General features: G+C 73.0%; 19 protein-coding genes. 8 read left to right on the forward strand and 11 right to left on the reverse strand.

Annotated features, from left to right (window positions below):
* Positions 1 to 100 precede the first annotated feature (100 nt).
* From ACTVCO_RS07195 to ACTVCO_RS07230, 8 genes are all read left to right on the forward strand, one after another.
* Positions 101 to 3,073: an eCIS core domain-containing protein gene (locus ACTVCO_RS07195; RefSeq protein ID WP_443727714.1), complete on the forward strand. Its 2,973-nt coding sequence runs from the start codon at positions 101 to 103 to the stop codon at positions 3,071 to 3,073.
* Positions 3,070 to 3,534, forward strand: a complete 465-nt coding sequence (locus ACTVCO_RS07200) for a hypothetical protein (RefSeq protein WP_443727715.1) — start codon at positions 3,070 to 3,072, stop codon at positions 3,532 to 3,534. The genes ACTVCO_RS07195 and ACTVCO_RS07200 overlap by 4 nt, the downstream gene beginning before the upstream one ends.
* Before the next feature lie 11 nt (positions 3,535 to 3,545).
* The gene (locus ACTVCO_RS07205) at positions 3,546 to 4,016 is read left to right on the forward strand and encodes a septum formation family protein (RefSeq protein ID WP_443727716.1); all 471 of its coding nucleotides are present in this window, start codon (positions 3,546 to 3,548) and stop codon (positions 4,014 to 4,016) included.
* Positions 4,016 to 4,405 (forward strand): DUF4280 domain-containing protein, encoded by a 390-nt coding sequence (locus tag ACTVCO_RS07210; RefSeq protein WP_443727717.1) that lies wholly within the window; start codon positions 4,016 to 4,018, stop codon positions 4,403 to 4,405. Before ACTVCO_RS07205 ends, ACTVCO_RS07210 begins: the two co-directional genes overlap by 1 nt.
* 213 nt (positions 4,406 to 4,618) lie before the next feature.
* A complete protein-coding gene (locus tag ACTVCO_RS07215; protein WP_443727718.1) occupies positions 4,619 to 5,197 on the forward strand; it encodes a DUF4255 domain-containing protein in 579 nt (192 codons plus the stop codon).
* Complete coding sequence (locus ACTVCO_RS07220) at positions 5,194 to 7,419, forward strand: carboxypeptidase regulatory-like domain-containing protein (protein ID WP_443727719.1); 2,226 nt, start codon at positions 5,194 to 5,196, stop codon at positions 7,417 to 7,419. The genes ACTVCO_RS07215 and ACTVCO_RS07220 overlap by 4 nt, the downstream gene beginning before the upstream one ends.
* The gene (locus ACTVCO_RS07225; protein WP_443727720.1) at positions 7,419 to 9,929 is read left to right on the forward strand and encodes a carboxypeptidase regulatory-like domain-containing protein; all 2,511 of its coding nucleotides are present in this window, start codon (positions 7,419 to 7,421) and stop codon (positions 9,927 to 9,929) included. The genes ACTVCO_RS07220 and ACTVCO_RS07225 overlap by 1 nt, the downstream gene beginning before the upstream one ends.
* The gene (locus ACTVCO_RS07230; RefSeq protein WP_443727721.1) at positions 9,926 to 16,066 is read left to right on the forward strand and encodes a carboxypeptidase regulatory-like domain-containing protein; all 6,141 of its coding nucleotides are present in this window, start codon (positions 9,926 to 9,928) and stop codon (positions 16,064 to 16,066) included. The genes ACTVCO_RS07225 and ACTVCO_RS07230 overlap by 4 nt, the downstream gene beginning before the upstream one ends.
* An 82-nt stretch (positions 16,067 to 16,148) precedes the next feature.
* Here ACTVCO_RS07230 and ACTVCO_RS07235 read toward each other — a convergent pair whose 3' ends face one another.
* Genes ACTVCO_RS07235 through ACTVCO_RS07285 form a run of 11 tightly spaced genes read right to left on the reverse strand, consistent with a single transcriptional unit; the run spans position 16,149 to position 26,589 of the window.
* Entirely contained in the window at positions 16,149 to 16,652 is a 504-nt protein-coding gene (locus ACTVCO_RS07235; protein ID WP_443727722.1) for a hypothetical protein, read from the reverse strand.
* A complete protein-coding gene (locus ACTVCO_RS07240; protein ID WP_443727723.1) occupies positions 16,649 to 17,203 on the reverse strand; it encodes a phage tail protein in 555 nt (184 codons plus the stop codon). Before ACTVCO_RS07240 ends, ACTVCO_RS07235 begins: the two co-directional genes overlap by 4 nt.
* Entirely contained in the window at positions 17,200 to 19,176 is a 1,977-nt protein-coding gene (locus tag ACTVCO_RS07245; RefSeq protein ID WP_443727724.1) for a putative baseplate assembly protein, read from the reverse strand. Before ACTVCO_RS07245 ends, ACTVCO_RS07240 begins: the two co-directional genes overlap by 4 nt.
* A complete protein-coding gene (locus tag ACTVCO_RS07250; RefSeq protein ID WP_443727725.1) occupies positions 19,176 to 19,592 on the reverse strand; it encodes a GPW/gp25 family protein in 417 nt (138 codons plus the stop codon). The genes ACTVCO_RS07245 and ACTVCO_RS07250 overlap by 1 nt, the downstream gene beginning before the upstream one ends.
* The gene (locus tag ACTVCO_RS07255) at positions 19,592 to 21,358 is read right to left on the reverse strand and encodes a phage baseplate assembly protein V (protein ID WP_443727726.1); all 1,767 of its coding nucleotides are present in this window, start codon (positions 21,356 to 21,358) and stop codon (positions 19,592 to 19,594) included. The genes ACTVCO_RS07250 and ACTVCO_RS07255 overlap by 1 nt, the downstream gene beginning before the upstream one ends.
* Positions 21,355 to 22,014: a CIS tube protein gene (locus ACTVCO_RS07260; protein ID WP_443727727.1), complete on the reverse strand. Its 660-nt coding sequence runs from the start codon at positions 22,012 to 22,014 to the stop codon at positions 21,355 to 21,357. Before ACTVCO_RS07260 ends, ACTVCO_RS07255 begins: the two co-directional genes overlap by 4 nt.
* Complete coding sequence (locus ACTVCO_RS07265) at positions 22,014 to 24,986, reverse strand: hypothetical protein (protein WP_443727728.1); 2,973 nt, start codon at positions 24,984 to 24,986, stop codon at positions 22,014 to 22,016. Before ACTVCO_RS07265 ends, ACTVCO_RS07260 begins: the two co-directional genes overlap by 1 nt.
* Complete coding sequence (locus ACTVCO_RS07270) at positions 24,983 to 25,456, reverse strand: phage tail protein (protein ID WP_443727729.1); 474 nt, start codon at positions 25,454 to 25,456, stop codon at positions 24,983 to 24,985. Before ACTVCO_RS07270 ends, ACTVCO_RS07265 begins: the two co-directional genes overlap by 4 nt.
* Positions 25,443 to 25,616: a DUF6760 family protein gene (locus ACTVCO_RS07275; RefSeq protein ID WP_166413424.1), complete on the reverse strand. Its 174-nt coding sequence runs from the start codon at positions 25,614 to 25,616 to the stop codon at positions 25,443 to 25,445. The genes ACTVCO_RS07270 and ACTVCO_RS07275 overlap by 14 nt, the downstream gene beginning before the upstream one ends.
* Complete coding sequence (locus tag ACTVCO_RS07280; protein WP_443727730.1) at positions 25,616 to 26,113, reverse strand: hypothetical protein; 498 nt, start codon at positions 26,111 to 26,113, stop codon at positions 25,616 to 25,618. Before ACTVCO_RS07280 ends, ACTVCO_RS07275 begins: the two co-directional genes overlap by 1 nt.
* Positions 26,110 to 26,589 (reverse strand): phage tail protein, encoded by a 480-nt coding sequence (locus ACTVCO_RS07285; RefSeq protein WP_443727731.1) that lies wholly within the window; start codon positions 26,587 to 26,589, stop codon positions 26,110 to 26,112. The genes ACTVCO_RS07280 and ACTVCO_RS07285 overlap by 4 nt, the downstream gene beginning before the upstream one ends.
* Positions 26,590 to 26,612 lie beyond the last annotated feature (23 nt).

The following is a 26,612-nucleotide window of genomic DNA, read 5'->3' on the forward strand; positions in this document are numbered from 1 at the left end:
TGCGCACCGCGCGATTTGGGTAGCGACTACCGACGACCGGGCCGCTGGCCGCGCGGGACGATGGTCCCGACCACAGCGCGCCGTGCCCCGGGGAGGGACCATGACCGTCACGCACGACCACACCCGTGCGACGTCGACCCCGGACGCAGCCGCGCCCGCCGTCGCAGGCCCCGCCCCTGCGGCGCCCGTGCCGCTCACGGTGGGCGCCGCCGACGATCACGCTGAGGAGCGGGCCGACGCGCTCGCCGACACCGTGCTCACGCGACTTGCCGGCGCACGCGAGGCGCAGGGTGAGGACGGACCGCACGCGCACGACGCGGGCTGCGGCCACCTGCGCCGGCACGCCACCCCGATGAGCGGTGCGGCCGTCGGGCGCGCAGGCGGCGATCTTGACACCGCCACGACGAGCCGCATCGAATCGCGACGCGGCGCCGGCCGCGCGCTCGACGCCCCCGTGCGCCGCGACCTTGAGGGCGCGTTTGGGACGAGCCTCGGTCACGTCCGCATCCACGACGACGCGACCGCGCGCTCCCTCGCACGCGGCATGTCGGCGACGGCGTTCACGACGGGCAACGACGTGTTCCTGGGCGACGTCGACACGTCCTCGGCCGAAGGAACGCGCGTTCTCGCGCACGAGATCGCACACGTCGTCCAAGAAACCGGATCGGGCGTCCGTCGCATCTTCGGGACGCTCAAGTCGGCGATCTTCGGCCCGAAGGACCCGGCCAAGGAGGCTGCGAAGGCCGACCTGGAGGCAGGGAAGAAGGGCAAGAAGAACGAGGACGCGAAGCTCAAGCAGCAGCGCGAGACGAACACGGCCGCGCGGGCGTCGGCCGTGACCGACATCTACGGTGCACCGGGCACGACGAGCGACCTGGGGGCCGCGCAGTCGAAGGTCACGGACATCAACAAGGAGTTCGCCGAGGCGCTCGCGGCAGAGTCCGACCTCGCCTCGAGCAAGGCCGACGCCGGGATGAGCGCGGCCGAGGCAGCGCAGTCGGCCTACGACGAGACGTGGCTGCCCGGCGGAACCCACGAGCACCTGGGGCCATGGGCACCCGCGCGCGGGACGGAGTCCGAGCGGCTCATGTCGCTCATCCGCAAGGCACGAGCGCACGCGACGGCCGCCTCGAACGCGACCGATGACGCGGGCGGCCTCCTCGAACGTGATGTTGAGGCGGTGTACGTGCGCGCGGCGAAGGCCGCCGTGGAGGAGGCGCGCCAGGCCCAGCGTGCGCAGGGCAGCAGCGTCGCCGCCCAAGCGGCGGCTCGCGCCTCAGGAGCCGCGCCGACAGCTCCGCCCGGCGGGGGAGCAGCACCCGTCGACGTGGGGGCGCGTGCGTCGACCCTCATCGAGGCTGAATGGGCGCAAGCAGCCGAGAAGCTGCGGCGCAAGCGCCCCACACCCGGCTCAACCCTCGACCTCGAGATGCGCCGCCGCGCGATCGTGCGCGCCGAGCGCGAGACGCCCGAACCCGAGGCCAACCCGCTTCTCACCGCCGGGCGCGTCGAGAGTGGCTTCGACACCGCTACGGAGGGCCTCGAGACGGTCGCCGGGCTGAGCGGCATGACCGACCGGTCAAAGTCGGCCGGAGAACGAGCCCTCGCCCAGACGCCGCTCGGCGCCGGCGAGCTCGTCGACGCGATCGCCGACGTGAAGAAGCGCAAGAAGGACGGCCTGCGCACCGACAAGCAGTTCGAGGACGCGAAGGACGACCCGTCGAAGCAAGAAGCCGCGACGGAGGTCTTCGGGGACGCGCTGTCGATCGTCACGCATCTCAAATCGGCCGTCGTCAACCTCAAGAAGCTCGTGGCCTCGGCGCGCACGATGCACACCGAGGGTGTCAACACAGGCGAGATGCTCACGAGCGTGAAGTCGGGAGCCGACGCCCTCGGCGCACTGAGCTCGACCGCGACGAGCACCGCGAAGTTCGCCGCCGGGGTCGCAGACAAGGTGGGCGACAACGTCGCCAAGGTCGTTCCCGGTCTCAACATCGTCACGACCGTCTTCGGCGTCGTCTCGGCCGTGACCGACGTCGTTGCCTCGTCCCGTGCGTTCAACACGACGAAGGGCAACCTCACGCAGGCCTACGTGCGCGGCAAGGACAACAACGGCGCTGACGTCATGGTGCGGCCCCTGCTGCGGGTCGCGCAGTCGACGACGATCAACCTGGAGAAGGCGTCATGGAGCGCAGGCAAGGCGGTCGGTGACCTAGGCGTCGCCATCGCGACGGTTGCGACCGCGGGTGGCTTCGGCATCCCCGCAGCCGTCGGCGTCGGCATGTCCGTCGTCGATGCGCTGCACGACGTCGGCCACATGATCGCGAACGAAGTTCTGCGCGGACTTGAGCGCAGCGCGCTGCGCGAGGAGACCGGGCGGCTCGAGGGCAGCGCCGAGAAGCTGCTCGAGCGCAGCCCCGCGACGGCCGTCGACGGCATCATCGTGCGTGCCGCGGGAGGTGACGCGATCGCGCTGTCCTTCCTCTCCGGCTTCTCGGTCGACGACACGCCCGTCGACGCCGCGATGCTCGCGGGCGTCTCGACATCGGACCTCGACGACGGCTCGGGCGACGACACCCTCGTCAAGGTCCGCGACGCTGTTCTCGACGAGCTCGGCGAGGACGGCAACCCGGCCCACATCTTCAACCGCTACGCGTCGACCGTCAAAGAGGCAGGCGGCTCAGTTCTCGACCGGTTCCGCGACACTGGACGCATGGCCTCGAGCAAGAACGCGATGGACCGCGACACCGCCGCCCAAGGCGGCCCCGAAGGCAAGAACCGCGGCCTCATGTGGCGCTTCGGCCAGATGTTCGCACGCAGCGAGACGCACGAGCGGCGGATGGAACGCACAGACCTGCGCCGCGAGGAACACCGCAGCGGCTGGGTCGGCCCCACCGAGATCCCCGCGGGGGCGAGTGCCGCCACGGTCCTCGCCGTGCTCGAGAACTCGACCGACGGCGAGCTCAAGCACGCCCTCAACGACCCCCGGAACCCCGCGACCGTCCGCGAGGCGGTCCTCCTCTTCCTCGCCGAGAAGGCCAAGACCGCAGCCACCGCAGGAGGCACCCCGTGACCAGTGAGACGCCCCTCGCGAGCCAGCTCGCCCACGCTGCCCACGCGGCGCTCGACGCCGCAGGCATCGAGCACACGATGGACTGGGGTGAAGAGACGTTCACCCTGACGGACGGCACCGTCGGCGTGGTCACCCAGGTGCGCGCGGGCATCACCGTGTACGCCGTCGCGGACGACGTCGTGCCCCAGGGCGACCGGGAACGGGTCGCCCTCGCCTCCGCGTACCTCAACTCCCGACTGTCGACGACTGCCGTGGAGATCGACATGGCGCTCGGGCTCCTGGCCGTGCGCTCTGCGGTGGCGACCGGCGACCTCACGTTGCTGCCCGAGGACCTCGGTGGCCTCATCGACACGGCCGCGCACGAGGTGCGCGCGACGTGGGCGCTCGTGCGCGAGCCGCTCGCAGGTGTCGTCGCCGGGACGGTGCCACCCGCGACGGTTGCGGCGGTGCTCGACGCATGAGGACGACCCGCGTGAGACGTCCGGCGACGGCATGGCGCGCCGCGGGCGCGTGCGCCGTCCTCGCGTGCGCGCTCGCGGGGTGCACGTCCGACGATGACGAGGCCCCTCACGTGACGGACGTCGTCGTCGGGGACTGCCTGCGCGCACCGGCCGAGGTGAGCGGCGAGGTCGAGACCGTGACGCGCGTGGCGTGCTCCGACCCGCACGAGCAGGAGGCCTACGCGTCCGTGCCCGTCGTCGACGAGTCGGGCGCGGAGATCGACACGTTCCCGGGCGATGCGTGGCTCAAGTCGTTCTCTGACGGGGCATGCGCCTCGGAGTTCGAGGGCTACGTCGGCGTCGACTACCGGGACTCCGACCTCTTCTTCACGTACCTGCAGCCCAACGCACGCGGCTGGGAGGACGGCGACCGCTCGGTCCTGTGCCTCGTCACCACGACGGGCGCGCAGTTGACGGCGTCGGTGCGCGGAGGGACGAGCTAGTGGGACGCCGCCAGGTGGCGGGGACGGCCACGCTCGTGTGCCCGTTCGCCGCCGGACCGGGAACGCTCAACGTTCTGCCAGCAGCGCGCGTCCTGGTCGAGGGCAAGCCGGCCGCGACGGTTCTCGATGCCGCACCCATGGTCAACGTGCCGTCCTTCGGTATGTGCATGTCGCTCGCCAACCCGACCGTCGCGGCAGCGACGGCCGCGGCGCTCGGCGTCCTCACGCCCATGCCGTGCATACCGGTGACGACGCCGTGGGTGGGTGGCTCCATGACCGTGTTCATCGGGGGCAAGCCCGCGCTCGTCCAGGGAGCCTCGTGCCAGTGCGCGTTCGGGGGCACGATCCAGGTCGTCGTCCCCGGCACGGTGCGCACGCAGACCGGCTGATCTCACCCGCTCAGCGGGTGCTGCAGCGAGCTCGTCGCGGTATTCGGTAGCGATTACCGATGCCGCGTGCGGGACCTGCGTCCTACCGTCGATCATCCGGTCCAGGTGACGCGGCGTGCCGCCGCGCCCGAAGCCGGCCGGCCGCGGCACGACGCCGAGACCTGCAGGTGCGACTCCCCGGACGGGACCGCGACGACGTTGGGAGGAACAACCGTGCTCATCCCCGACGTCGACCGCGCGCTCGAGCAGCTTCTGCGCCGCACCCTCCCACTCTCAGACCACGAGGGCGACATCTCGTTCGAGACGCCCACCTCAACGTGGTCCGCGCAGGTCAACCGCCTCACGGTCAACCTCTTCCTCCACCAGGTCGCCCGCAGCCCGCAGCCGCCACGGCCCGCGCAGCAGCGACCCGGCGCGGACGGTCGCCTCGAACGTCGGCCGCCCCAGCCCCTCGTCGAGCTCTCCTACCTTGTCTCGGCGTGGGCGGGGTCCGTGCGTGACGAGCACCAGCTGCTCGGCGAGGCGCTCACGCGCCTGCTCGGCGCACAGGCTGTTCCCGAGTGGGCTGTTCCCGAGACGCTCGCGTCCTCGGTGCAGATCGCGGTCCGCACGGACGACGCCCATCGGCCGCGCGACCTGTGGGGCACGCTCGGCAGCCAGGTCAAGGCGTCGTTCGGGATCGTCGTCACGGTTGTCGCCGACGTCCACGCCTGGGAGGTCGCTCCGCCGCAGGTCACGGGAGTCGAGGCCGCGACGAGCGTGCTGCCGCGCTCCGGGGTCGCCACGCCATGAGGGTGTTGAGCGCGCTCACGCGTGTTGATGTCACGCCCGAGGGCAGTGCCCGCATCCCGCTCACCGTCGTCAACACGACGGGCGTCATCGATTCGTTCTCCGCGCACGTCGTCGGCCTGCCCGAAGAGACGGTCACGTGCACGTCCGACGCGGTGGGCCTCTTCCCTGAGGCGTCGGCCGATCTTGTCCTCGCGCTCGACCTTCCTGGCGACTTTCCCGCGGGCTCCCACCTCGTCGCCGTCCTCGTGACCTCGGCGAGCGGGGCCCCCGTCGCGCAGCACGACCTTGAGGTCGTCGTTCCCGCGGCTGCGGGGCTCGCGCTGCGCGCCGCACCCTCGCGCATCCGCGCGCGACGCGAGGTGTTCTTCGACGTTGAGGTGCTCGCCACGGGCAACGTCCCGGTCGACGTCGCCCTGCGGGCGCGCGATGCCGAGCGCACGCTGCGCTGCGAGCCTGTTCCCTCGACGCTCTCCGTCCCTGCGGGCGGCTCGCGCGCCACGCGCGTGCGCGTGCGCGCACCGCTCGCGTGGACGGGGTCGGAGCAGGACCTCACCGTGCATCTTGAGGCGACCGCAGGAGACCTCACGGACGGGCTCGAGCTCGTCCTGCGACGCAAGCCCGTTCTCTCGCGCGGCCTGCTCACGGTCCTCACGCTCGTGCTCATCATCGCGCTGTGGGCCGTCGTCCTGCTGCTCGGAATTCGCGGTGCGCTCGGCGCCGATCCCGTGACGCGCACGGCGCCGACGTCCTACTTTGCCGCGACGCCCGCCGAGGGTGCCGCGCCCGGAACGGTGGGTCCTGCGCCCGACGGAGCCCTTCCCAAGGAAGGGCAGGTGCCTGCGGGCGTCGGCGGGACGTTGACGGGTCGCGTCACCTCCGCGGCCTCGGGCGAGGGTGTCGGACGGCTGACGGTCGAGGCCGTGCGGCGCACGGACGACGGGCTCGTGACGATCGCCTCGTCGGCGACGCTCGAGGACGGGACCTTCACGATCGCCGGACTCTTCCCGGGGGAGTACCTCGTCAAGGTCGGCGCGGACGGCTATGAGACGACGTGGTACGCGACGGGATCCAGCTCGTGGACCCCGGTGCGGGCCTCGAGCCGTGACGTGACGGGCACCGTCGACGTCGTCGTCGTGGGGGACCCGGCGACCCTGCACGGCCGCGTCGACACGGGCGCGATCACGGGCGACGACGACGTCGAGGTCACGGTCACGGTGCGCGCCACGTGGTCGCAGGACGAACCCGAGCGCTCCGCCGAGGTGGGCGCCGATGGCACATGGAGCGTCGCCGAGCTGCCCGCGCCCGGCACGTACGAGATCACGGCGTCCGCCGAGGGCTACCAGCCGGCCGTGACGCGCGAGAAGGTCGCGGGCGGGCAGTCGCGCTTCGTCCCCGATCTACGCCTTGGAACGACCCCCGGCCAGATCTCGGGGACGGTCACCGCGGGTGGCCGCCCGCTCGGCGGCGTCACTGTGACGACGTCCGTCGCCGGACGCGACCTCACGGTCGGGACGCCGACCCTCGGCGAGGTCGGCCGCTACGTCCTGCCTGGCCTGCCGACGCCCGGAACCTACCTCCTCACGTTCTCGCGTGAGGGCTTCGGCTCGACCACCGCGGTTCTCACGCTCGCCGCGGGCGAAGTCCGCGAGGCCGACGTCGTCGAGCTCGTCGACGGGGCCGGAACCGTGACCGGCCGCGTCCTGGGCCCGGACGGAACCGGCGTCGGGGGTGCAACCGTCACGGTCTCGGGCGGTGCGCAACCTCTCACGGTCACGACTCTCACTGAGAAGGAGAAGGGGGACTTCACCGTGAGCGGCCTTGCCGCATCCGGTGCGTACACCTTCACGGTGAGCGCCGACGGCCTCGCGACGACCTCGATCCCGGTCAACCTCGACGCTGAGGGCCGCGTCGTGACCGAGGACGGTGGCACCGCCGCGGCCACCGAGGCGCTCACGGTGCGGCTCGGGGCCGCGACGGGCGACGTCCGCGGAACTGTGAGGGACGAGGCGACCGGCGCGGCCGTCGCCGGAGCGCGCGTCATCCTCACCGACGGCCTCACCGAGCGTGAAGCCGTGACGACGGACACCGGGGCGTACGTCTTCCCCGCTCTGGCTCCGGGCACCTACACGGTGACCGCGTCCGCCGACTCTGGCCGGTCCGCAACCGGCCTCGCCCGCGTCCGAGCGGGCTCGACGGCCCGCTGCAACCTGCGGACCGCGTGATGCGCGCCGAACTCACCCCTGCGGTCCTCGACGGCGTCCCGGGAAGCCCCGCGTACGTGAGCGTTGTCGTGACGAACACGTCCGAGGTCATCGCGGCCTACGACGTGCGCGTCCTGGGTGTGGACCCGCGCTGGGTCGAGGTCGACGGCGAGCCCCGGTTGTTCCCGGGCACGACGGGGACGGTGCGGATCGCGCTCACGCTTCCCGTGGGCGTCGCGGCGGGGCCGCGACGCCTTGCGGTCCAGGTGCGGGCCACGACGACGGACGACGAGATCGAGATCCTCGACCTCACCGTGCACGTCCCCGCCACGCCAGGCCTGCGCGTGCGCCTCGATCCGACAACCGTGACGGGCGGACGCCGGGGCATCCTCTCGGTCGAGGTCGCCAACGAGGGCAACACGCGGCTCATGGGGCGCCTGCACGGCGTCGACCCCGAAGCTGCGACGCGGTTCGTCGCGGACCCGGCGACCTTCGACCTCGCCCCCGGCGAGCACCTCGCCGGGCGGGTCGAGCTGCGCGCACGACGCGCGTGGTTTGGCTCGCCGGTCGTGCGGCAGATCGAGGTCCACGCCTCCGACGACCTGGCCGCGAACGCGCCCGACCCTGGGTCGCGGCCGCTTGCGCTCGGCGCCTTCGTGCAGCGACCGCGCTTCTCGCGCGGGCTGTTGTCGATGCTTGGCCTCCTCGCGGCCGTGTCGGTCTTCGCGGTCGTCATCTCGGTCGGGCTCGGCTCGGTTCTGGCGCGGTCCGAGGCTGACCGGAATCTCGCGATCACGGTTGCTCAGGCCCGCGACCGTGATGTGACGATCGCCGGCACAGGAACGCTCGCCGGCCGGGTCATGCAACCGGACGGAGCGCCGCTCACTGGTGTGTCCGTCGACGTGACCGCGGCCGACGATGCCACGGCGGTTGTCGCCTCGACCGCGTCGGACGATGCGGGGGCGTTCCGCGTCGGGGGTCTCGCGTCGGGGGAGTACAAGCTGCGCTTGCGCGGCGCGGGCTTCGCTGAGGTCTGGTACCCGGCTGCGCTGTCCGACGCGGACGCCGAACCGATCGAGCTGAGCGGGGGGCGCACGGTCGATGGCCTCACGGTCATGCTCGGTGGCACGCCCGCGACGATCGCGGGAACGGTGTCGGGCCCCGACGTCGCGGGGGCGCGCGTCGAGCTGCAGGTTCCGCTCGACGTCTTGGCCGCCGACGGCGCGGCACCGTCCGCGACCCCGGGTGAGGGTGACGGCGCAGTTCTGCGCACCTCGGTTGCGGGGTCCGACGGCGCCTTCCTGCTCACCTCCGTCCCCTCGCCCGGCGTCTACGACCTCGTCGTGTCGAAGGAGGGGTTCTCCGCCCAGGTCCACCGTCTCGACGTGGGCGCCGGCGAGGATCGTCAGGGAGTCGAGATCGACCTGCGCACGGGGGATGGTGCGATTACCGGGATCGTCTCGAGCGCGGCGGGCCCCGTGGCGGGGGCGACCGTCGTCGCGACGTGGGGCACCACTGTCGTGCGCACGCTCACGCAGACCGAGGGTGAGGACGCGGGGACCTTCACGCTGCGCGACCTGCCGACGCCGGCGACGTTCACCGTCCAGGTGTCCCACCCGGGCCTCGCCTCCGAGACGCTTGCGCTCGATCTCGCGCGTGGTCAGCAGCTCGACGGCGTCGCCGTCTCGCTCGGCGTCGCGTCGGGAAGCGTCGCCGGTCTCGTGACCGTCCCCCAGGGGACGAGCCCGGGCGGCGTGCTCGTCACCGTGACCGACGGCGCCGTGACTCGTCAGACTGTGACGACGACGAAGCCCGCGGGGGCGTGGCGCGTCGCCGGACTTCCTGTGCCCTCGACCTACACCGTGACGCTCTCGCGCGCCGACCTGGGGACGCAAGTGGTGTCCGTGAGCCTTGATGCGACGGGGGCGATGCGTGCCGGTGGCGCGGCGACCTCAAGCGTGCGGACGCCCATGAGGGCCGCGCGTGGAGCTCTCGTCGGCACGGTGTCGCAGAAGGACCTTGACGGCAACGCGACGCGTGTCGGCGGGGTTGCTGTGACCCTCACCTCGGGTGCGACGACCTTGCGGGTGCGCACTGCGACGACCGAGGCCGACCGTGGTGAGTACGTCGTGGAGAACCTGGAGCCGGGCACGTGGTCCGTGACGTTTGAGCGCCGGGGAACCCGTCCCGTGTCGACGACCGTCACCGTGACGGCGGGCACGACGACGCCGTTCGACCCCGTGCTCGTTGCCCCGGCCTCCCTCGCGGGAACCGTGACCTCGGGTGGTGCGGAGCTCGTGGGGGTCACCGCGCGCCTGTGGACCGCGGCCGCGTACGGGACGGGCCAGTCGCCCGTGGCCACGACGACGACGAACGGCGAGGGCGCCTTCAGGTTCGAGGACGTCGACGCTCCCGCGACGTACATCGTCGAGATCGTCTCGAGCCAGGGGTCAGTCCTGGCAGCGTCGGCGGTCGTCACCGTCACCCAGTCGCAGGCCGCGCACCTTGCTGTCACCGTGGAGGCACCGTGAGCACCGTCGTCCCTGGCACGTCCTGCACGATTCTCGTCGCAGACGACGCGCACGCCCCCGCGGGGCGCACCGCGACGCTCGTCGTCCACGTGCGCTCGATCGCGTCCGTGCCGCTCGACGTCGTCGTGCACGTGCGCGGCCTCGACGACGGCTGGGCGCCGACCCCGGGCGTGCTGTCGGCGCTCGCGCCCGACGAGACGGGAACCGTCGCGCTCCCCGTCACCGCTCCCGCGGGTGCCATGGCAGGGGAGTACGCGTGCGCGGTCATCGTCGACACCGTCCCGACGGGGCTGCGAGTCGAGCCGCAGTCGACGATTGCGCCTGCGCAGGTGCGGGTCGACGCACCGAGTCACGTCGTCCTCGCGGTCGAACCCGCCGAGGCACGGGCTCGGATCTCGCGGCGCGTGAGCGTCGTCGTCTCGAACACGGGCGAGGACCCGGTCGAGCTTGACCTGGTCTCTCGCGCTGACCGCGGCCTGCGCATCGAGGTCCCCGGGAAGGTCCGTGTGCCCGCGCGGGCGACGACGCGGGTCTCGGCACGTGCTCGCATCGTGCGGCCGTCGTGGGTGGGGCACCGCGACCGGCGCGGCTATGAGCTGGCTGCGCACGGGCAGCAGGCCCCCGCAACGTTCCGCGGCGGGGTCACCGCGATGCCGTTCGTCACGGCCGCGATGATGCGGGCGCTTGCGCTCGTGCTCGTCGTTGCGCTGTGGGCGGGAGGGTTGTTCGTCGCGATTCCGCGGATCCGTGAGGCGGTCGGCGAGCAGTCGGCGCCGACTCCGACCGAGACGATCGCGGGTCCCGGGACGACGGCGCCGGGCGGCGCGACCCCCGGCGCGGAGCCGGGCGAGGGTGAGGAGCCCGACGCGGCTCCCGACGATCTTGCGGGAACCGTGCGCGCGGCGGGTCTCGTCACGTCGGACGAGCCCGGCGGCGTCACCGTGCGGCTCTCGCCCTACCGCGGCGCGCAGCTTCCGGGAGTCGGTGGGGCAGAGAGCGCGAGCGGCGCCGCGAGCGCCGGCGGAGCGTCGGGCGGCCGTGGTGCCACGACCGGCCGTGCGAGCGCGGCGGGAGCGTCGGGCGGGGCGTCCGGCGGCCGTGCGCGCGCCGTCCTCGTCCATGCGGCTGCGGCGCCGGTCGAGCCGGTGCGCGCCGAGCGGGCGGCGCTCACCCGCACGCCCGCGGGGGCGCTCGTCCCTGAGACGTCGACGCTCGCACGCGAGCGCACGACGCGAACCCTTGAGGACGGCACGTGGGCCGTCGCGGGCCTCACCCCGACCGCGACCTACCTCGTCGAGCTGTCCAAGCCTGGCTACCAGACGGTGCGGCGCGTCGTCACCGGTGCGGAGGCCGCGGCCGGCTTGGATGCCGAGCTGCATGCGGGGGCGGGCCGCCTCTCGGGAGTCGTGAGGGGCCCCGGCGGCCACGTCGGCGGCGCAACCGTGACGATCACGGACGGCACGGCCACCATCACGACGTCGACCCGGACGCGGGGGGACGTCGGCACGTGGGAGGTCGACGGTCTCTCGACGCCGTCGACGTACCTCGTCACGGTGACCGCCGACGGACTCGGAACGGCGTCGCGCCTCGTGACGCTCGACGCCTCGGATGCCGAGCGTGTGACGATGCGGCTGCGCCACGGCGAGTCTTCGCTCTCAGGAACTGTGCGCGGCCCCGACGGCCTCGGGGTTGTCGGCCCGGTCGGCGGAGCGAGGATCGTCGTCCGCGGCGAGGGCGTCGAACGGGCAGTGACGACCGCAACCGCGGGTCGCACGGGAACGTACGTGCTCGACGGGCTGCCGGTTCCGGGCACGTACACCCTCGAGGTGTCTGCCCCCGGGTTCACGCCCGTGACGAAGCCCGTCAGGCTGCGTACGGGCCGCACCGCGCAGAGCGACGTGCGTCTGCCCGCCGCGGGGGCCGCGATCGGCGGCACGGTCCGCACCGCCGACGGTGAGGGGCTGGGAGGCGTCGGCGTGACGATGACGGGCTCCGAGCAGACGTACAAGACGATGTCGACGACTGAGGGCTCGGGGTCGTTCCGCGTCGGCGGCATGGTTCCGGGGACGTACGTCGTCACGGCTGAGGCGTTCGGGAGGACGACCGCACGGGCCGAGGTCGTCGTCGGTCCGGGCGACACAAAGTTCGCCCACCTCGTCCTGGGCGCGAGCGCAGACGGTGGGGTGACGACCGATGCCCGCATCCGCGGCCGTGCGGTCGACGCCCGCTCGAACGGGCAGATCGAATGCGCGGACTCCGTCACGGAGGAGTGCCTCGTCACCGCGACGCTCACGGCGACGAACGGTGAGGGGGTCGCGCGCACGGTACGCGTGACGACGACCCCGGACCTGGAGTACACGATCCCCGCGGCCGACGAGCCCGGTCTGCTGCCCGGCCTCTACACCGTCGAGCTGACAGTCCCCGGCTACGAGCCGGGAACGGTCCGGGTCGAGGTGCCCATGGGGCGCACGGTGACGGCGACGAACGTCGCGCTCTTCCCGTCGCCTTCGATCATGGGAACCGTGCAGGCCCGGGTCGGTTCGGTGCCCTCCGGGACGTGCGTCGTCGTGTCGCCGACGGGCACACCCCTGCCCGACTCGGCCCGGTGCACCGTCGCGGCGGCGAACGACGGAAGCCCGACGTGCACGATCGACGCCCCGCACCGGTGCGCGGGCACCGGAACGAACGGGGCCTACCAGGTCGAGCGACTGCGGGCAGGTGGCTACACCGTCACCGTCCTGCCGGGGGACGCCGACTACCTCTACCCGGTCGCGGCGACGGAGATCACGCTCGTCGCGGGACAGGTTGCGCGCTTTGACGCGACCCTCGAGCGGCTCGGCCGCATCGCGGTGACAGCCCTCGTCGACACGGGCGGCTCGGGGCTCGACCCGCTGCCGAACGCGCTCGTCACCCCCATCGCGGCCAACGGGACGCGCGGGTCGACGGTTGTGGCGAGCGCCAACGGGGCGGCTCTTCTCACGCACCTGACCGCGGGGACCTATCGCATCGAGGTCGTAGCCCCGGACTCGGGAACGACGACCGTGGCGACCGGGGTCGAGGTCGCGCTCAACCAGGAGGTCGCGCGGCCCGTCGTCGTCGCCTCGTCGGTCACGAGGTTCTCGGGACGCGTCGTGAGCTTCCTCGACGGAACGCTCCCGACGGGGCTCGGCGGCCGCAAGGTCACCGTCACGGGCGTCGTCGGCTACGACGGCATCACCGCGGTGCGCGGCAGCGCCTCGGGAACGACCCGCACGGACGGCACCTTTGACGTCGGCACCGATCCGGACGGCTCGGCCCTCGAGCGTCTCGTGCTCGTCTCCAACACCTTCGACGTCGTCGTCGACGGCGACGCGGCCTACGACGGCACGCGACGGTCAGCGATGCGCGTCGACACCAATGGAACCGTGACGCTCACGGTGGATCCGGTTGCGCGGGCCTTTGACGGCGTCGTCGCGTTCGCGGGCGTCACCGGGGCGACGAGCGCAGATCTGCTCACGCTCGCGCAGAAAGTCACCTACTCGGTGACGAACTTCCCCGCCGGCACCTCCGTGCACGCACCGCAGGTGCGGGACGGCGCGCACGCCGACGTGGCGGCGGGCACGGTTCCGCTCGTCTGGGGTGACACCGAGCTCGGCGCGCCCGCTCCCGGAACGGGCGGCGCGGTGCGCCCGGGCCGCTACATCGTCGAGGCGAGCCTCCCGGGCTTCACCTCAGCGCGCGTTCCGTACACGGTCCCGGTCGTGGGTTCCGGAGCGGTCCCGAACCTTGTCGTCGACCTGTCCAAGCACGGCGTGCTCGCGGTGCGCGTCGTCGAGTCGGCCGGGGGCGCCCTCGTCTCAGGGGCCACCGTCACGCTCACGCTCGGGGGAGTGACGACGACGCGCACGGCCGAGGGGACCGCGCCTGTCTCCTTCGGGGCCGTGGCCCCGGGGGTCTACGAGGTTGACGTCCGTGCGGCAGGGTTCCGCTTCGTCTCGGGAGCCGAGGTCACGGTTGTGGCGGGGGCGACGGTCGCGAGCGCGGTGCCCGTCCCACTCGTCCGGTCCGGCATGATCACGGGCACCGTGACGCTCGACCACGACGGGGCGACGCACGCTGCGGAGGGCATCGAGGTCGTCGCGACGTCCGGCGCGTCGAGCTTCCGCACCCGCACGGGCCCGGGTGGGACCTACGAGATCACGGGCACGGCGGAGACCGAGGGGCTCACCGACGGGACCTGGACGGTGCGGACGGCCCTGGCCGGGTACGTGAGCGCGACGCAGAGCGTCCCGGTTCCAGCGACGCCCGGCGCGGTCGTCGTGGACATCGACCTCGTCCTCGAGCTTGCGACGGTCGACATCACGATCCAGCTCGTCGACGTCGACAACCTCGCGATCAACCTCGGCACGGTCAAGGTGGCGCCGGTGAGCTCGGCGATCCCGCGGCCGACGTGCGTCGAGCCCGCCGGGGGCACAGCCGACTGCGACAACGGCTTGCGCGTGTTCAGGGGCGTTCACCCGCTGCCCATGAACCTTTTGGTGACGACGGACGGCGGGACGGTTCTCACGGTCGAGATCAGGCCCGTCATCGGCGGCTCGAATGCGACGATCCTCGTCCCGGTGACGGGACGCAAGAACACGGTCCGCATCAACGTGCAGGGCCAGGCGGGCGGCGCGACGCCGGTCGCGGTCCCCGACGCGTTGGTGACGTTGCGCGCAGGGGCGACGACGGCCGCGACCCAGGACGGTGAGAACGACGGCGCGGGTGTCTACGTGCTCGAGGGCATCGCGGCCGGGACGTACACGGTCGAGGTCGCCGCGAGCGGGTACGGCTCGGCGACGCGCACGGTCTCGGTGACGGGAGGCCAGACCGTCTCGGTCGACGTCGTTCTGTCGACGACGCCTCGCCAGGTGACGCTCGAGCTCACGTCGGTCAACGGGGGCGACCTCACGGGAGCGGTCGTCGAGATGCGGCCGAGCGGCGGTGGTGCGAGCGAGACGCGGCTCCCGCTCGGCGCCCAGCCCGTGACGCGGCTCGGCTCGGACGTCTTCGGCACGACGTTCGCGCAGGTTCCTCCGGGGGCGTGGACGATGGTCGTCGCGGGTCCGACGGGACACGTGTGGGAGATCGAGCAGCCGGTTCCCGCGACGGGCGGAGACACGGTCGAGATCGACGTCGTGGAGGTCCGTGCGCGCGCGATCGTCGACGCGGACGCGGCGTTCGCCGCCGAGGGCGGCACGACGGTCGAGGTGAGGATCGTGCCCACGACCCCGGGGGCCGAGCCGGGCGGGTTCGCCGGGACGACGCTCACGGTGGTGCCGGGAGCCGGGCACGAAGAGGTGTGGCTGCTCGCTGACGCAGGCGGCTACACGATGACGGCGTCGATCCCCGACTCGCTCCCGTGGGTCGTGGACGGCGGTGTGGCGTCGGGGACCACCAACCTCGTCCTGCACGGACGGCTGAGGCCCGAGCAGCAGAACGTCACGTTCGCTGCGACGAGTGGCACGGTGTCCCTTGCCGCGCCGACGACAACGCTCACCGTCACGGTTGCGGCGCCGAAGAACAGTCCGAGCCCCCGTGGCACCGTCGTCGTCACCCTCGTCCGCGGTGCGACGCGCGTCGCGCTCCCCGGCGTGACGCTCACCTCGAACGATGGAACGGTGGACGTCACGGTGAACCGCACCGCGTCCGGGCTCGTCCCGGGGACGTGGCAGGTCGAGGTCGCGTACACGTCGGCCGAGGTGGATCGTTGGGCGAGCCGGACGGCCACCGTGGCCGGGGCGAGCGTCACGGCGACGACCGTCGCCGGGACGCTCGCGGTGACGGCGCCCGGCGGCGCCTGGGAGCGCGGGGCGACGTTCAGCGTGTCCTCGACCCGCGGGGCTGCGATCACGCTGACGAACGCGACGTGCGTCGTGGGCGCGTCCGCCGCCGCCGCGAGTGTCACGCTTGCGGCCGGCGGAGCGGCGACGTGCACGGTCGCAGCGACGCCGTCGACGGCCTTCGAGGTGCGGCTCACGGCGGCGTCCCTCACCGCCCACGCGGGCTGGGAGACGTGGACGACGTGGACGGACACGGTGCTCGGCGCGGTCGCGGCACTTCCGCCGCCCGCGCCGGACCCCGGCGTGGCCGACCCCGCCGACGTGGGCGAGGGCTGACGGACGCCGCCCGCCTCACCGTGAGCGGGGCCGCGCCGCACGCGGCGCCGCCCCGCTCACGGTGACGGTGAGAGCGTAGAGATCAGAGCAGCAGCGCGATTCCGGCGCACACTGCGCCCACGACCGTGAGCGCGACGAGGATCGGCCACCACGACACCGTCTCTGGCTCCGGCGCGGCCTCGGGAACGACGACGACGGGCACGGGCACGGCGATCGGCGCGGGCGCCGGAGGCGCAGGCTGCGTCATCGGCGTCCCGCAGCGGGCGCACACGGTCGCGAGGGCCGTGTTGAGCTCGGCGCACCCGGGACACGGGACGCCCGTGGTCCTGCCGTGGCCGCCCGTCCCGGGCAGGCGCCTGCGCGCGTCGTCCGAGACAACAGACTCGCGCCGCGGCACGGCGCCCCCGGCCCAGAAGAGCGGTTCGTCGCACGAGAGGCAGAAGTCCGTCGCCCGGCGCTCAGCGGGAGCAACACGCGCGGGCGTGCCACAGCCAGGGCACTCGACGGTGACCTCGCCGAGCGCGGCAGCGCCGCTCGGCTCGGGGGCCAGGTGAGCGCCTGCGGTGCGGTGGGACTCGCGGTTCATCGGGCACCTTCCACGTCGTCCGCCGGAGGGGCGGGGTAGATCTGGGTGCCCGCGACGCGCACGGTCGTGCGCACGTGCGCGGGCAGCTCGTCGAGCACGAGAGCAAGCAGAGAGCGGTCGTCGAGACCGCCGGCCGACGGCAGCGAGACGTCGAGCCACGCGGTGTCGACGGGGCAGGTGCCCTCGGCGAAGACGCCGCCTCCCTCGGTGAGGACGACGCCCGGTCCGCACAGGGCCGTGAGGACGGTGCGCAGCGCGGCGGGCGTGCCCCGTGAGCTCAGGGTCGCCGCCCACGCCCGCAGCAGGTCGCGCTGGCGGGCGTCGTCGGAGCCGTCGGCTCCGTCGAGCGACCGCACCCCGATCCACGACGCAAGCCATGGCAGCATCGCTGCGGGGGCGAGCCGCGTGTCGGCGAGGGCCTCGAGGTTGTCACCGTGGGCCTGGAGTGTGTCGGCCTGCTCCTCGAAGATCGTGACGAAGCGCCGGAAGAAGTCCTCGTCGACCATGCCGGGAGGCAGTTGGTCGACGAGCCAGCCGGGCCGGCGACTCATCGCACCACGACCCGGTGGGCTGCGGAGACGAAGAGCGCCCCGGGCGTGAGGGTGAGGGCGTCCTGGCCGTCGCCCACGCGACGTCGGCTCCGCAGGTCGTAGTCGAAGAGGGTGACCTCCTCGACGCGTTCGACGCCCTCGACCTCGTCGACGACCTGAGCGAGCGCAGCCGCCGTGAGGTCGTGGTCGAAGGGCCATCCGGAGCCGTCGGCCCCGCCGTGCAGCGGGTCGATGCGCGCGTGGAGCGCCTCGAGGACGCGCTGCCGCACGACGGCCGCCGGCCGTCCGGGCAGTGCGCGGACGAGGACTGCGGCGCTCGCACCCTGGTAGAACGGCGCGCCGACCTCGAGCCCGACGCCGACGAGGCGGCATGCGTCGAGCTCGGCGCCGACGACGTCGCGGAGCTGCGGGCTGAGCGCGAGGTCGTCGATGTCGCGGTCTTCGGTTGCGCCGCGGCGCGGGGCCGCAGGCACGAGCAAGACGCGCACGGCTCCCGACCGTGAGGCGACCGGGTCGCCCAAGGGGATGCAGCGGGCCCGCGCGACCGCAGGCGATGCCGCGAGCGCGAGCCGCTCGTAGTCGCTCGCGGTGACGGCGCGCCGTCCGGTGCGGAGCGTGAGGGGCCCGCGCACCTTGGCTTCGTCAACGGTCTCGGCGTCAACTCCTCCGGTCGCGGCGAGCGCGTTGGTGACCGACGCAACCATGGGAAGCGTCGAGCGCGCGACGCTCAGCGCGCCCGGCCCGACGTTGCCGTGCGCGCCGCCGCCGGAGCGGTAGGGGCTCACGCGGATCTGGGCGCCGTCGGCGGGGATGGCACCGTGCTGGCGCACGGTCCCGTCGGGGTGACGCACGGACGGTCCGAAGCGGATCTCGCCTGTTGTCGCCTCCCACACGACGTGCTTGTCGGTGGGTCCCGAGGACGCGAAGTCGGGGACCTCGGTCCAGCTCTCGACGTGCGTCGCGGTGACGACGGCGACCTCCTCGCCGTCACGCCGCGCGAGGACGGGTGCGTGGGCGACGCGGAAGATCTGGCCTGCAGCCCCCGTCGATCGGCCGAGGATCTCGGCTGGGCGTGAGGCCGCGTGCTCCGCCGGGACGCTCACGCCTACGACGCCGACGTCGAGCGACGTGAGGCGCGGGGACGTGCGGTACGTCGGGCGGCCGGGTGCTGCGCGCACGAGTCGCACGCGCACCCAGTGCGCGCCTGTTCCGCCGAGCGTGAGCGGCGGGTGGGCCGCGGGCATGAGCAGGACGATGCGCCCGTCACGGTTGAGGCCGCCGGTTGTGTCGTCGTTGACGGTGAGCCGCACCCACGCTTCGCCGTCCCATGCCTCCCACACGAGCGGGGGGTCGCTCGGATCGATGCCGATGCCGAGGACGTCGGCCGTGACGGTGAGGGCGAGTGCGTGGTCCGCGAGGGACGTCGTGAACCCGAGGTAGGTGGCGTCGTTCTCGGCGATCTCGGGGGAGGGGAAGACGGCGAGGCTCGTGCCCTGGTAGGCGAGGTCCGTCCAGCTGTCGACCAGGTGGTCGGAGCCTGCGGCCGACGTCAGCACGGAGCGCAGGGTCGCGGGGCGCGCGACGGCGTCGCGCACCGTCGTGAAGACGATGTCGTCGCCCGCTGCGGCCGTGGCGCTGCGGGCGGTCGCGACCTCGACCCCTGCGGGCACGACGACGTCCGCGCGTGCTGGTGCCGAGAACCAGAAGGTGAGGTCGGTCGTTGCCGCCGACGGGCCGAAGGGTTCGACGCCGACGAGGTTGAGGAAGTGGGTGTACATCCGCTCGGGCACCTGGTTGACGCGGAAGAGCACCATCTCGCTCATCCACGCGAAGAGCTCGACGAGCGCGACGCCAGGGTCGGAGACGTTGTGGTTCGTCCACTCGGGGGTGTGGCGGGGGATGAGCCGCTTCGTCTCGTCGACGATGTCTTGGAAGGACCGGTCGTCGAGGTTCGGCGGGATGATCGGTGGCATCAGGAGTCCTCGTGCGGGATGACGTAGAACGGGTGGACGAGGTTGCGGCGGTCGTTGGTCGCCTTGACCCGGTAGGTGAGATCGATGTGGACGAGGCCGTGGTGGGTCTCGTCCTGGCGGGGCGTGACCTCCTCGACCTCGATGCGCGGCTCCCACTGGGCGAGCGCGTCGCGCACCGCGCGGTCGATGAGCCCGAGGAGGTTGGGCGTGACGGGTTCGAAGAGGAGGTCCCAGATCCGGCACCCGAACTGCGGGCGCATGAGGCGTTCGCCAGGCGCCGTGAGCAGGACGACGCGGATCGCGGAGTCGAGGTCGCTCGAGCCGTCCGTGAGGGCGATCGAGCCGGAGGCATCGACGCGCAACGGCCAGGTGAAGCCGCGTCCGACGAAGGACGCGGCGGTCGGTGAGGGTTCCATCAGTTGAGCTGCACCATCCCGCCCTTGATCTGGGTGAGACCTCCGGCCTCGACCGATGTCTTGGCTTGCCCCTTGACGGCGACCTCGGCGCCCTCGAGGGCGAGCTTGCTCTGCGCCTTGATGCTGATCTCGGGTGCATCGAGGGCGAGCCGCTGCTTGGCCTTGACGGTGATCGTTGAGCCTTCGATCGTCACGGCGCCCTGGTCATCGAGGTGGATGCGGGTCGTGCCGGACGAGATCGTCACGGGTGTTCCGTCAGGGACGGTGAGGTCGACCTTGTCACCGCCGAGCCGGAGGCGACGTTGACCGCCCGCGAGGGCCAGCAGCACGTGTTGCTTCGCCTTGTCCTTGTCGTCGGAGAGCTCGATGACGTGGCCGGTGCGTGAGGTGAGCGCGCGGTGCTGCACCTCGCCGTTCTCGGTCGTGTCCTTCCAGGGTGCTTTGTTCTTCTCGGAGTAGAGCCCTGCGACGACGACGGGGCGGCGGACGTCCGAGCCTTCGAAGGCGACGAGCACCTCGTCGTTGACCTCGGGGATGACGAGGAGCCCGCGACCGCCACCGGCGCCGGCAGCCGCGACGCGCGCCCAGTCGGAGGTGATCGTCGAGCCGAGGAAGGGGAAGGCCACGCGGACGTGGCCGAGCGGTCCGTTGTCGCCACCTCGACCGTGCGCCGTGACGACGCCGACGACGACCCCGTCGTGCGTGTACGCCGCGGAGCCGCGGTCTGCTCCGCGCCCGCCGAGGTCGGCGAGACGGGTTTCGGCGCGTGATCCCGAGAGGATCTCGGTGGCGAAGCCGGTCCGGTCCCACGTGACGGTGACGTCACGCACGTAGGTGGCGTCGTCTGGCCACCACGTGTCGGCCACCGTGAGCGTGGCCCCGGGGCTCACGGCGACGAGGCGTGGGGCGCGCACGCGTGCCGAGACGGGTCCGTTCCCCGCGAGGTGCGAGCGTGCGAGCGTCGAGGCCTCGGCGGCCGTGAGCGGGCTCGAGGAGGTGTCGAGGACGACCCGCTCGGTGACGTTGATGCCGTGCTTCGTCGGGCGTGCGGCCTCGCTGCTCAGCGCGGTGCTCTGCGCCGCGTCCCACGCTGTGACGATGGCCTTGGTGGGACCGCCTGACTGCTGCGCGACCTCGCAGTGCACGAGCTCTGCGACCGGGAGCGAGACGGTGTCGACGCCCGGCCGGGGAGCACCGGCGGGCCAGAGGTGAAGTGTCGTGCCGTGGAGCACCCAGTCGGAGCCGCACCGCTTCGCGATGTCGTCGATGAACCGCAGCGCCGACCCTGCCTTGAGCAGGTACGGAACAGCGTCGTTGGGGAGTCCTGAGCTGGTGACGGTGATGTGGGCGGACTCTGCGAGGGAGGACATCATGTCGTCGTACGTCTGCTTGAGGAACGTCTGCGCGGACTCGGTCGTGAGCTTGGCGGTCTCGTCCTGTGCGGTGACGACGAGGCGTGTTCCACCCCGTTCGCCCCGCACGGTCTCGATCCGCGTGATGGAGCCGGTGAAGATGGGCACGATGCGGGTGCCGTCCGTCGGCCGTCCCGAGACCCTGAGGCGGTCACCGACCGCAGCGCCGTGGACGCCGCGGCTGTCGAGGACCTTGGTCGTGCTCGCGGCGAACTCGAGCCGAGCCCAGCCGGTGGTCCGCAGTGCGGTGACGATGCGCAGCGCGACGAGGGTTCCGTCGAGGCCGATGGGCAGCGGCTCGCCTGCGATCTCGACGTGCGGCGAGAGCGCGACGGCTTGTGCGCCCGCGTTCACAGGTCCTCGATTCCGGGGACGGACAGCAGGGTTCCGGGCACGAGGCGCAGCGGATCGGTCACCCCGTTGGCGGCTGCGAGCGGCCGCCACCGCGTGGCATCGCCGTAGTAGCGGGCGGCGATGCGATCGAGGGTCTCCCCGGACTGGACGCGGTGGACGCGGTGCGGCTGGGGTGTCCCCGAGGTCGGGTTCTGCGGCCCGAACGCGTGCTCGGGTTCGAACTGCTGCAGCACGAGGTCGAGCGTCGCGCGCAGCGGGGTCCCGTCGGCTGCGAAGTACGTGTAGGCGAGGGCGAGGTCGGCGATGACGGAGCGGAACGAGTGGATCTGCCCCCAGTGGAACGTCACGAGGGGCGGGCGCACGTCGCCTGCGCGCTCGTCCGAGCCGGGCAGGGTTGCGTCGATGTCCATGGCGTCGACGATGCGGCCGGTGTGCTCGGCGACCGAGCGGCCGGTCGCGGTCGTGTCGAAGAACAGTGAGACCTCAAGGATGCCGGGGCGGGCACCGGCGAATCGCAGCCGCGGGGTGGGGCGGCCGGGGCGCGGTGTCGCGTCCCAGGCGTTGGAGCGGGTGAGGCGCAGCTCGGCGGGGTTGTAGAGGCACGCGATGCGGTCGCCGCCCTCGAGCTCGAGGAACGCCTTCTCGGGGGCAGCCATCAGAACGCTCCGGGGGTGAGGCCGCTCGACCGCAGGGCGATGTCGTCGAGGAGGCGACGCTCAACCCTGGGGACGATGCGGTCGGTGAGGTCGTCCACGAGGGCGTCGGCAAGCCGGGCGAGCAGCCGGTCGTCGATCCTCACGGCGTCCGCCGAGGGGCTGGGTCCGGTTGTCGAGCTCATGGTCCGCTCCTCGGGGGTCGGGGGGTGGGCGGTGCGCGTCGTGCTGCTGGCGTCGGCGGTCGCCAGGGCACGCCTGAGGATCGAGAGGCCGACTGCGGTGTCGTTCGTGTCTGAGCCGGACGGTCCGGCCGCGGCCGGGGTGGGTGGCGCCAGACGCACGGGTGCACGTGGCGGCAGGACGGTGCGGCGCAGGGGAACCGCCGCTCCTTGCGTGAGGTGGGCGCGCCACGTGGTCGCGCTCGCGGGTGTGTCGGGCCCCACGCGCGAGGGTGCGGCGGCGCCTGGTGCGCGCCGGACGTTGGCGGCGTCGGGAGCGAGGCGGGTGTCGGCGAACGGGGCTGCGGGTCGCGGGGGCGTCCCCGGGGCAGGGGCAGCGCCGAGGAGCGCGGCGGAACCGGCCGCGGTCCCGAGCCGAAGAGGTCGCGGCGGGGCGAGGTGATCGTGCCTGGCCTGCACGGCCTGCGCTGCCTGCGTGGCCCGCACCACCTGCGTGGCTCGCACCGCCTGCGCGGCCCGCACTGCCTGCGCGGCGTGGTGGGTCGGCGCGGTGTGGAGGGCTGTCGGCACGGGCGCTGCCGATGATGCGGCGCGCGCGGACGCGATGAGCCGACGGACGGCCGTGACGCGGCCGGGTCGAGCGGACCCGACGGGAGCACTGCGGATGTCCGAGGTGCGCGCCAGGGCGCCGGGCAGGCGTGGCGACGCAGCTGCGTCGGCGCGCATCGATGCGCGGGCGCCCGTGCTCGGCGCCGCGGCCCGGGACGCAGCGCTCGCGGATCCTGCGGCCGACGCGGCCGGGACTGCGTGCGCCGGGCCTGCGTGCGCCGGGCCCGGGTGCGCCGTGGCTCGCGCTGCTGGGTTCTGGGATCCTGTGTCGTCGGTGCCGGGGAGTGGGTGCGTCGCAGTCCGCGTGGCGCCGCGCGTCGGTGCGACGGTGAGGCGGGCGCCTGCGGTGCGTGGGCCGCCGAGCGTGCGGTGAGTGATGAAGGCTCGGCGGAGCGGCGTCCGCGCAGGCGGTGTCGACATCTCGACGGGGGAGTCCGTCTGTTCCGGGGTCGCCCCCACCTCAGGTGCGTGAGATCCCGTGCCGGGGCCGGTCGTGTTCGGGCGCGCGTCCGGCGCCGCCGGCGTCGACGCGCCGAGGGTCGACGAGGTGCGGTGCGTCGGCGTCACCGCGGAGGGTGCACCCGGGGCGGCGAGGGGCGTGGCCCACGGGGTGCGCGCACCCAGCGACCCAGGCCGGCCAGGTGTTCCCGGCACGACTGACGCACCCGACGCGGGCAGCGCTCCTGGCGTCCCCGGGGCACCTGGCGTCCCCGAGGCACCGGGCGTGTGCGGGTCCGGCGACGAGAGGTGCGGAGCATGCGGCGCGTGAGGTGCGGGCGCGCGACTCACCCCGGCTCCTGCGCGAGCGCCGGGGGCCGCCGGGGCTCCGGGTGCGTGCGAGGAGGCGTGCGACGTGGCAGGCACGAGAACGCCGGCGGGCTGGGCGGCGAGCGCGCGCGTCGCAACGCCCGTCACGTGGCGCGCCGGGCCCGCCGTCGACCGTCGCAGCACGGGTGAGGACAGCGAGACGGCGACGGCCTCGGGCGCGTGCCCAAGAAGGGCCCGAGCACTCGCGCTGCGCGGAAGGGGTGCGGCCGAGGTCCCGGGGTGATGGGACGCGGACGAGCGACGGACTGCCGCGGGAGCGCTGCGCACCGGTCCGCCGGACTGACCGACGCCTGTGACCTGAGGTGGCTCCGGTACGGGTGCGTGCTCAGCCGCTGTGAGCTCTGCCGTGTACTCCGACGGTGCCTGCTCGGCTGCTCCACGCGCAGCCGCTGCACGCCCGGACGCCGCGGGCGCCGTCGCGGTCGCGGCGCCGATCCCCCCGAGCTTCGGCGCCGCGACGTCTGTTGTCACCGCAGCGTTCGACGCTCCGGTGAAAGAGGTGGCCACGTGCGCGCCCGCCTGTGCGGCCGCCCCTGTGGCGGTCGGAGATGGGGGCCGAGCCGCCACGCGGGTGTCGACGGCGATCGTGCGCGCCGCCTCAACCGTGCGTGCAGCGGCGGCGCGGCGCCGGGCGAGCCGGGGCGGCGCGACGTAGCGTCGCACCGCGGTCGGCTGCGAGACCTGCGCCGGTGACTGGGCTGGTGCCGGGGTCGAGCTGCTCGTCGAAGGTCCGGCGGTACGGCGCGACCCCGCGACGCCGTCCGTGGGTCCGGACCCTGCCGGCCGGGGGAGTGAGCTCCCCGCCGGCGACGCCTGAGGGGTCGACGCCTGTGAAGTCGGCGACGATGCTGGTGCGCGCCTCGCGGGCGCACTGCGGCGCCGAGAGTCGAGCGACGTCACCATGGACCCTGCGGCCGCAACCTCGGCCGGGAGTCGCATGGGGACGGCACGGGGCGTCGCGCTCACGCCGAGGCGCCCGGGTGTCCAGGAGTCGCGGTCGATGCGCGAGGCCGCGCGCGCGAGCCCTCGCCGTGGAGCCGCAGCAGGTGTGCGCGACGGCTGTGCGGCAGCGTCGTCGTCGGGCTCGGAGGCAGCCGTCGGCGACCACCACCGGGGTGCGCGCACTGTCTGCGGCTGTGCGGGAGCCCCGATGTCGGAGGGCTCACGCAGGCTCGTCGTCAGTGGTCCCGTGCTCCGCGCGGCGGGCGTCCGCGCCAGGCCGTGCGCGAAGGCGAGCGAGCTCGCCGCGGTGAGGCCGAGGCGACCCGCACGGAAGCGCGCGAGCATCCCGGAGGGCCGCAGGTGGACTGGCCCCTGCGGCTCGTCGGCGTCGTGCGTGGTCGTGATCGTCGTCATGAGGTCTTCGCTCGGAATCCCTCGTGTGCGACCTCGAGCCGTTCGACGAGCGTCGTGTTCGACTCGACGTCGAACGTCGGACCGTCCCACGCGACCGCGAACACACCGTCGAGCTCCCACGCGCGCAACCGCTCACCGCGGTAGTCGAGCGCCGTCACCGCACCGGTTGCGCGCACGAGCTTGCCGCCGCCAGCGGCAAGGCCCTCTCCCGCGCTCGCCCGCACCCACGAGAACAACGCGTCGGACTCGACGAGCCCGCGCTCGAACACGAGGTTGGGCCACTCGAGAACCCCGGGGAAGGTGTGCGCGAAGTCGTTCTGGCCACCTTCGACGTAGCGGTGCGTGCCGAGCCGCACGGACAGTCCCGAGAGCTTGCGGAACGTGCCGATGGGCACGCCGTCGACCTCGAAGAGGAACCAGCCGGCGGTCGTCGAGTCGCCGCCAAGCGCGCGCTGGTCAGAGCTGCTCACGTGCGGCCTCCCAGGCGCGGTCGTTCAGAGCCGAGACGGCTCGGATGAGGCGGACCCTGTCCAGGTGCTCGAGGTCGAGCACCTGGTCCAGGGGCCAGTGCAGGTGGTAGGAGAGGTAGGCGATCTCCTGCCACAGGGCGTCGGTCGGGTAGCGGAGCATCAGGCTCCGTCCCGGATCTCCTCGATCGAGGCCCGCGTGCGGGCCGACGCGAGCGCGGGGGCCGGCGTGGACACCGGTTCCGCGGCCGCGGCCGGCTCGGCGTCGGGTGCGTCGGCCACCGCCGCCGTGACGGCCCCGTCGGGGGCCGTCACGGGCGCCGGTGCGTCGGCCTGCGCTGCGACGAGAGCCTCGTACTCAGCCTGCGAGCCGAAGTTGATGACCCCGTAGAAGTCCTGGAGGAAGGCCAGGTCAGCAGCGAACAGGTTCTCGATCTCGTGGCTCGTCACCATCTCGAGCGTGCCCAGGCGCTCGACGACGCGGGCGAGGATCACCACGGTGAGACGTGGGTCGTCGGGTCCGTCGACCGTCGGGTCACGCAGCGGCTCGAGCTCGTCGCGCGCCGTCGCGAGGCGCATGACGCCCTCGCGGTGGACGTCGCCGTGACGGTCGACGTACCCGCGGGGGAGAGTGAACGCGTAGCGCGTCTGCAGGCTCACTTGACCCGCTCGAGGCGCTCGATGACGAGGGTGATGTTCTCCTTGACGACCTCGTTGGAGTCGACCGAGAGCTGGTCGGTCGAGATCTTCGAGGGCCAGGAGTTGAAGAAGTTGAAGCGTGCGACCTCGTTGCGGGCCGAGTCGTAGAGCACGATCGAGCCGTTCTTGCGCAGGCCGGTGCGGTCGGTGGCCTTGAGGCCCGCGCCGCGGATCTCGTTGAACCACTTCCACATCTTGTCGCTCGGGGAGTCGAGCGGGGCGACGCGCGTGAGCGCGAGGTCGGCCGTCTGGACGCGGCCGCCCAGGCCCTTGACCTGCTCGGCGGCGCCGCCCGTGCCCGACTGCGTCACGGTGGCCACGGCCACCTCGATGTCGAGGCCTGAGACCGAGATGAGGGCGGTGATGACCTCACCGTCGATCTCGAGGAAGAAGTTCTGGGCGATGATCGGGTCGTTGTTGAACAGTCCGTCAACCACGGTGGTCTCCTTGGGTCAGGTCC

Source organism: Sanguibacter sp. A247, assembly GCF_052324925.1.
Lineage (GTDB): Bacteria > Actinomycetota > Actinomycetes > Actinomycetales > Cellulomonadaceae > Flavimobilis.

Coding starts and splice junctions, on each gene's coding strand:
- ACTVCO_RS07195 (WP_443727714.1), top strand. CDS start 101: ATGACCGTCACGCACGACCACACCCGTGCGACGTCGACCCCGGACGCA.
- ACTVCO_RS07225 (WP_443727720.1), top strand. CDS start 7,419: ATGCGCGCCGAACTCACCCCTGCGGTCCTCGACGGCGTCCCGGGAAGC.
- ACTVCO_RS07245 (WP_443727724.1), bottom strand. CDS start 19,176: ATGCCACCGATCATCCCGCCGAACCTCGACGACCGGTCCTTCCAAGAC.
- ACTVCO_RS07260 (WP_443727727.1), bottom strand. CDS start 22,014: ATGGCTGCCCCCGAGAAGGCGTTCCTCGAGCTCGAGGGCGGCGACCGC.
- ACTVCO_RS07275 (WP_166413424.1), bottom strand. CDS start 25,616: ATGCTCCGCTACCCGACCGACGCCCTGTGGCAGGAGATCGCCTACCTC.
- ACTVCO_RS07235 (WP_443727722.1), bottom strand. CDS start 16,652: ATGAACCGCGAGTCCCACCGCACCGCAGGCGCTCACCTGGCCCCCGAG.
- ACTVCO_RS07240 (WP_443727723.1), bottom strand. CDS start 17,203: ATGAGTCGCCGGCCCGGCTGGCTCGTCGACCAACTGCCTCCCGGCATG.
- ACTVCO_RS07220 (WP_443727719.1), top strand. CDS start 5,194: ATGAGGGTGTTGAGCGCGCTCACGCGTGTTGATGTCACGCCCGAGGGC.
- ACTVCO_RS07265 (WP_443727728.1), bottom strand. CDS start 24,986: ATGACGACGATCACGACCACGCACGACGCCGACGAGCCGCAGGGGCCA.
- ACTVCO_RS07250 (WP_443727725.1), bottom strand. CDS start 19,592: ATGGAACCCTCACCGACCGCCGCGTCCTTCGTCGGACGCGGCTTCACC.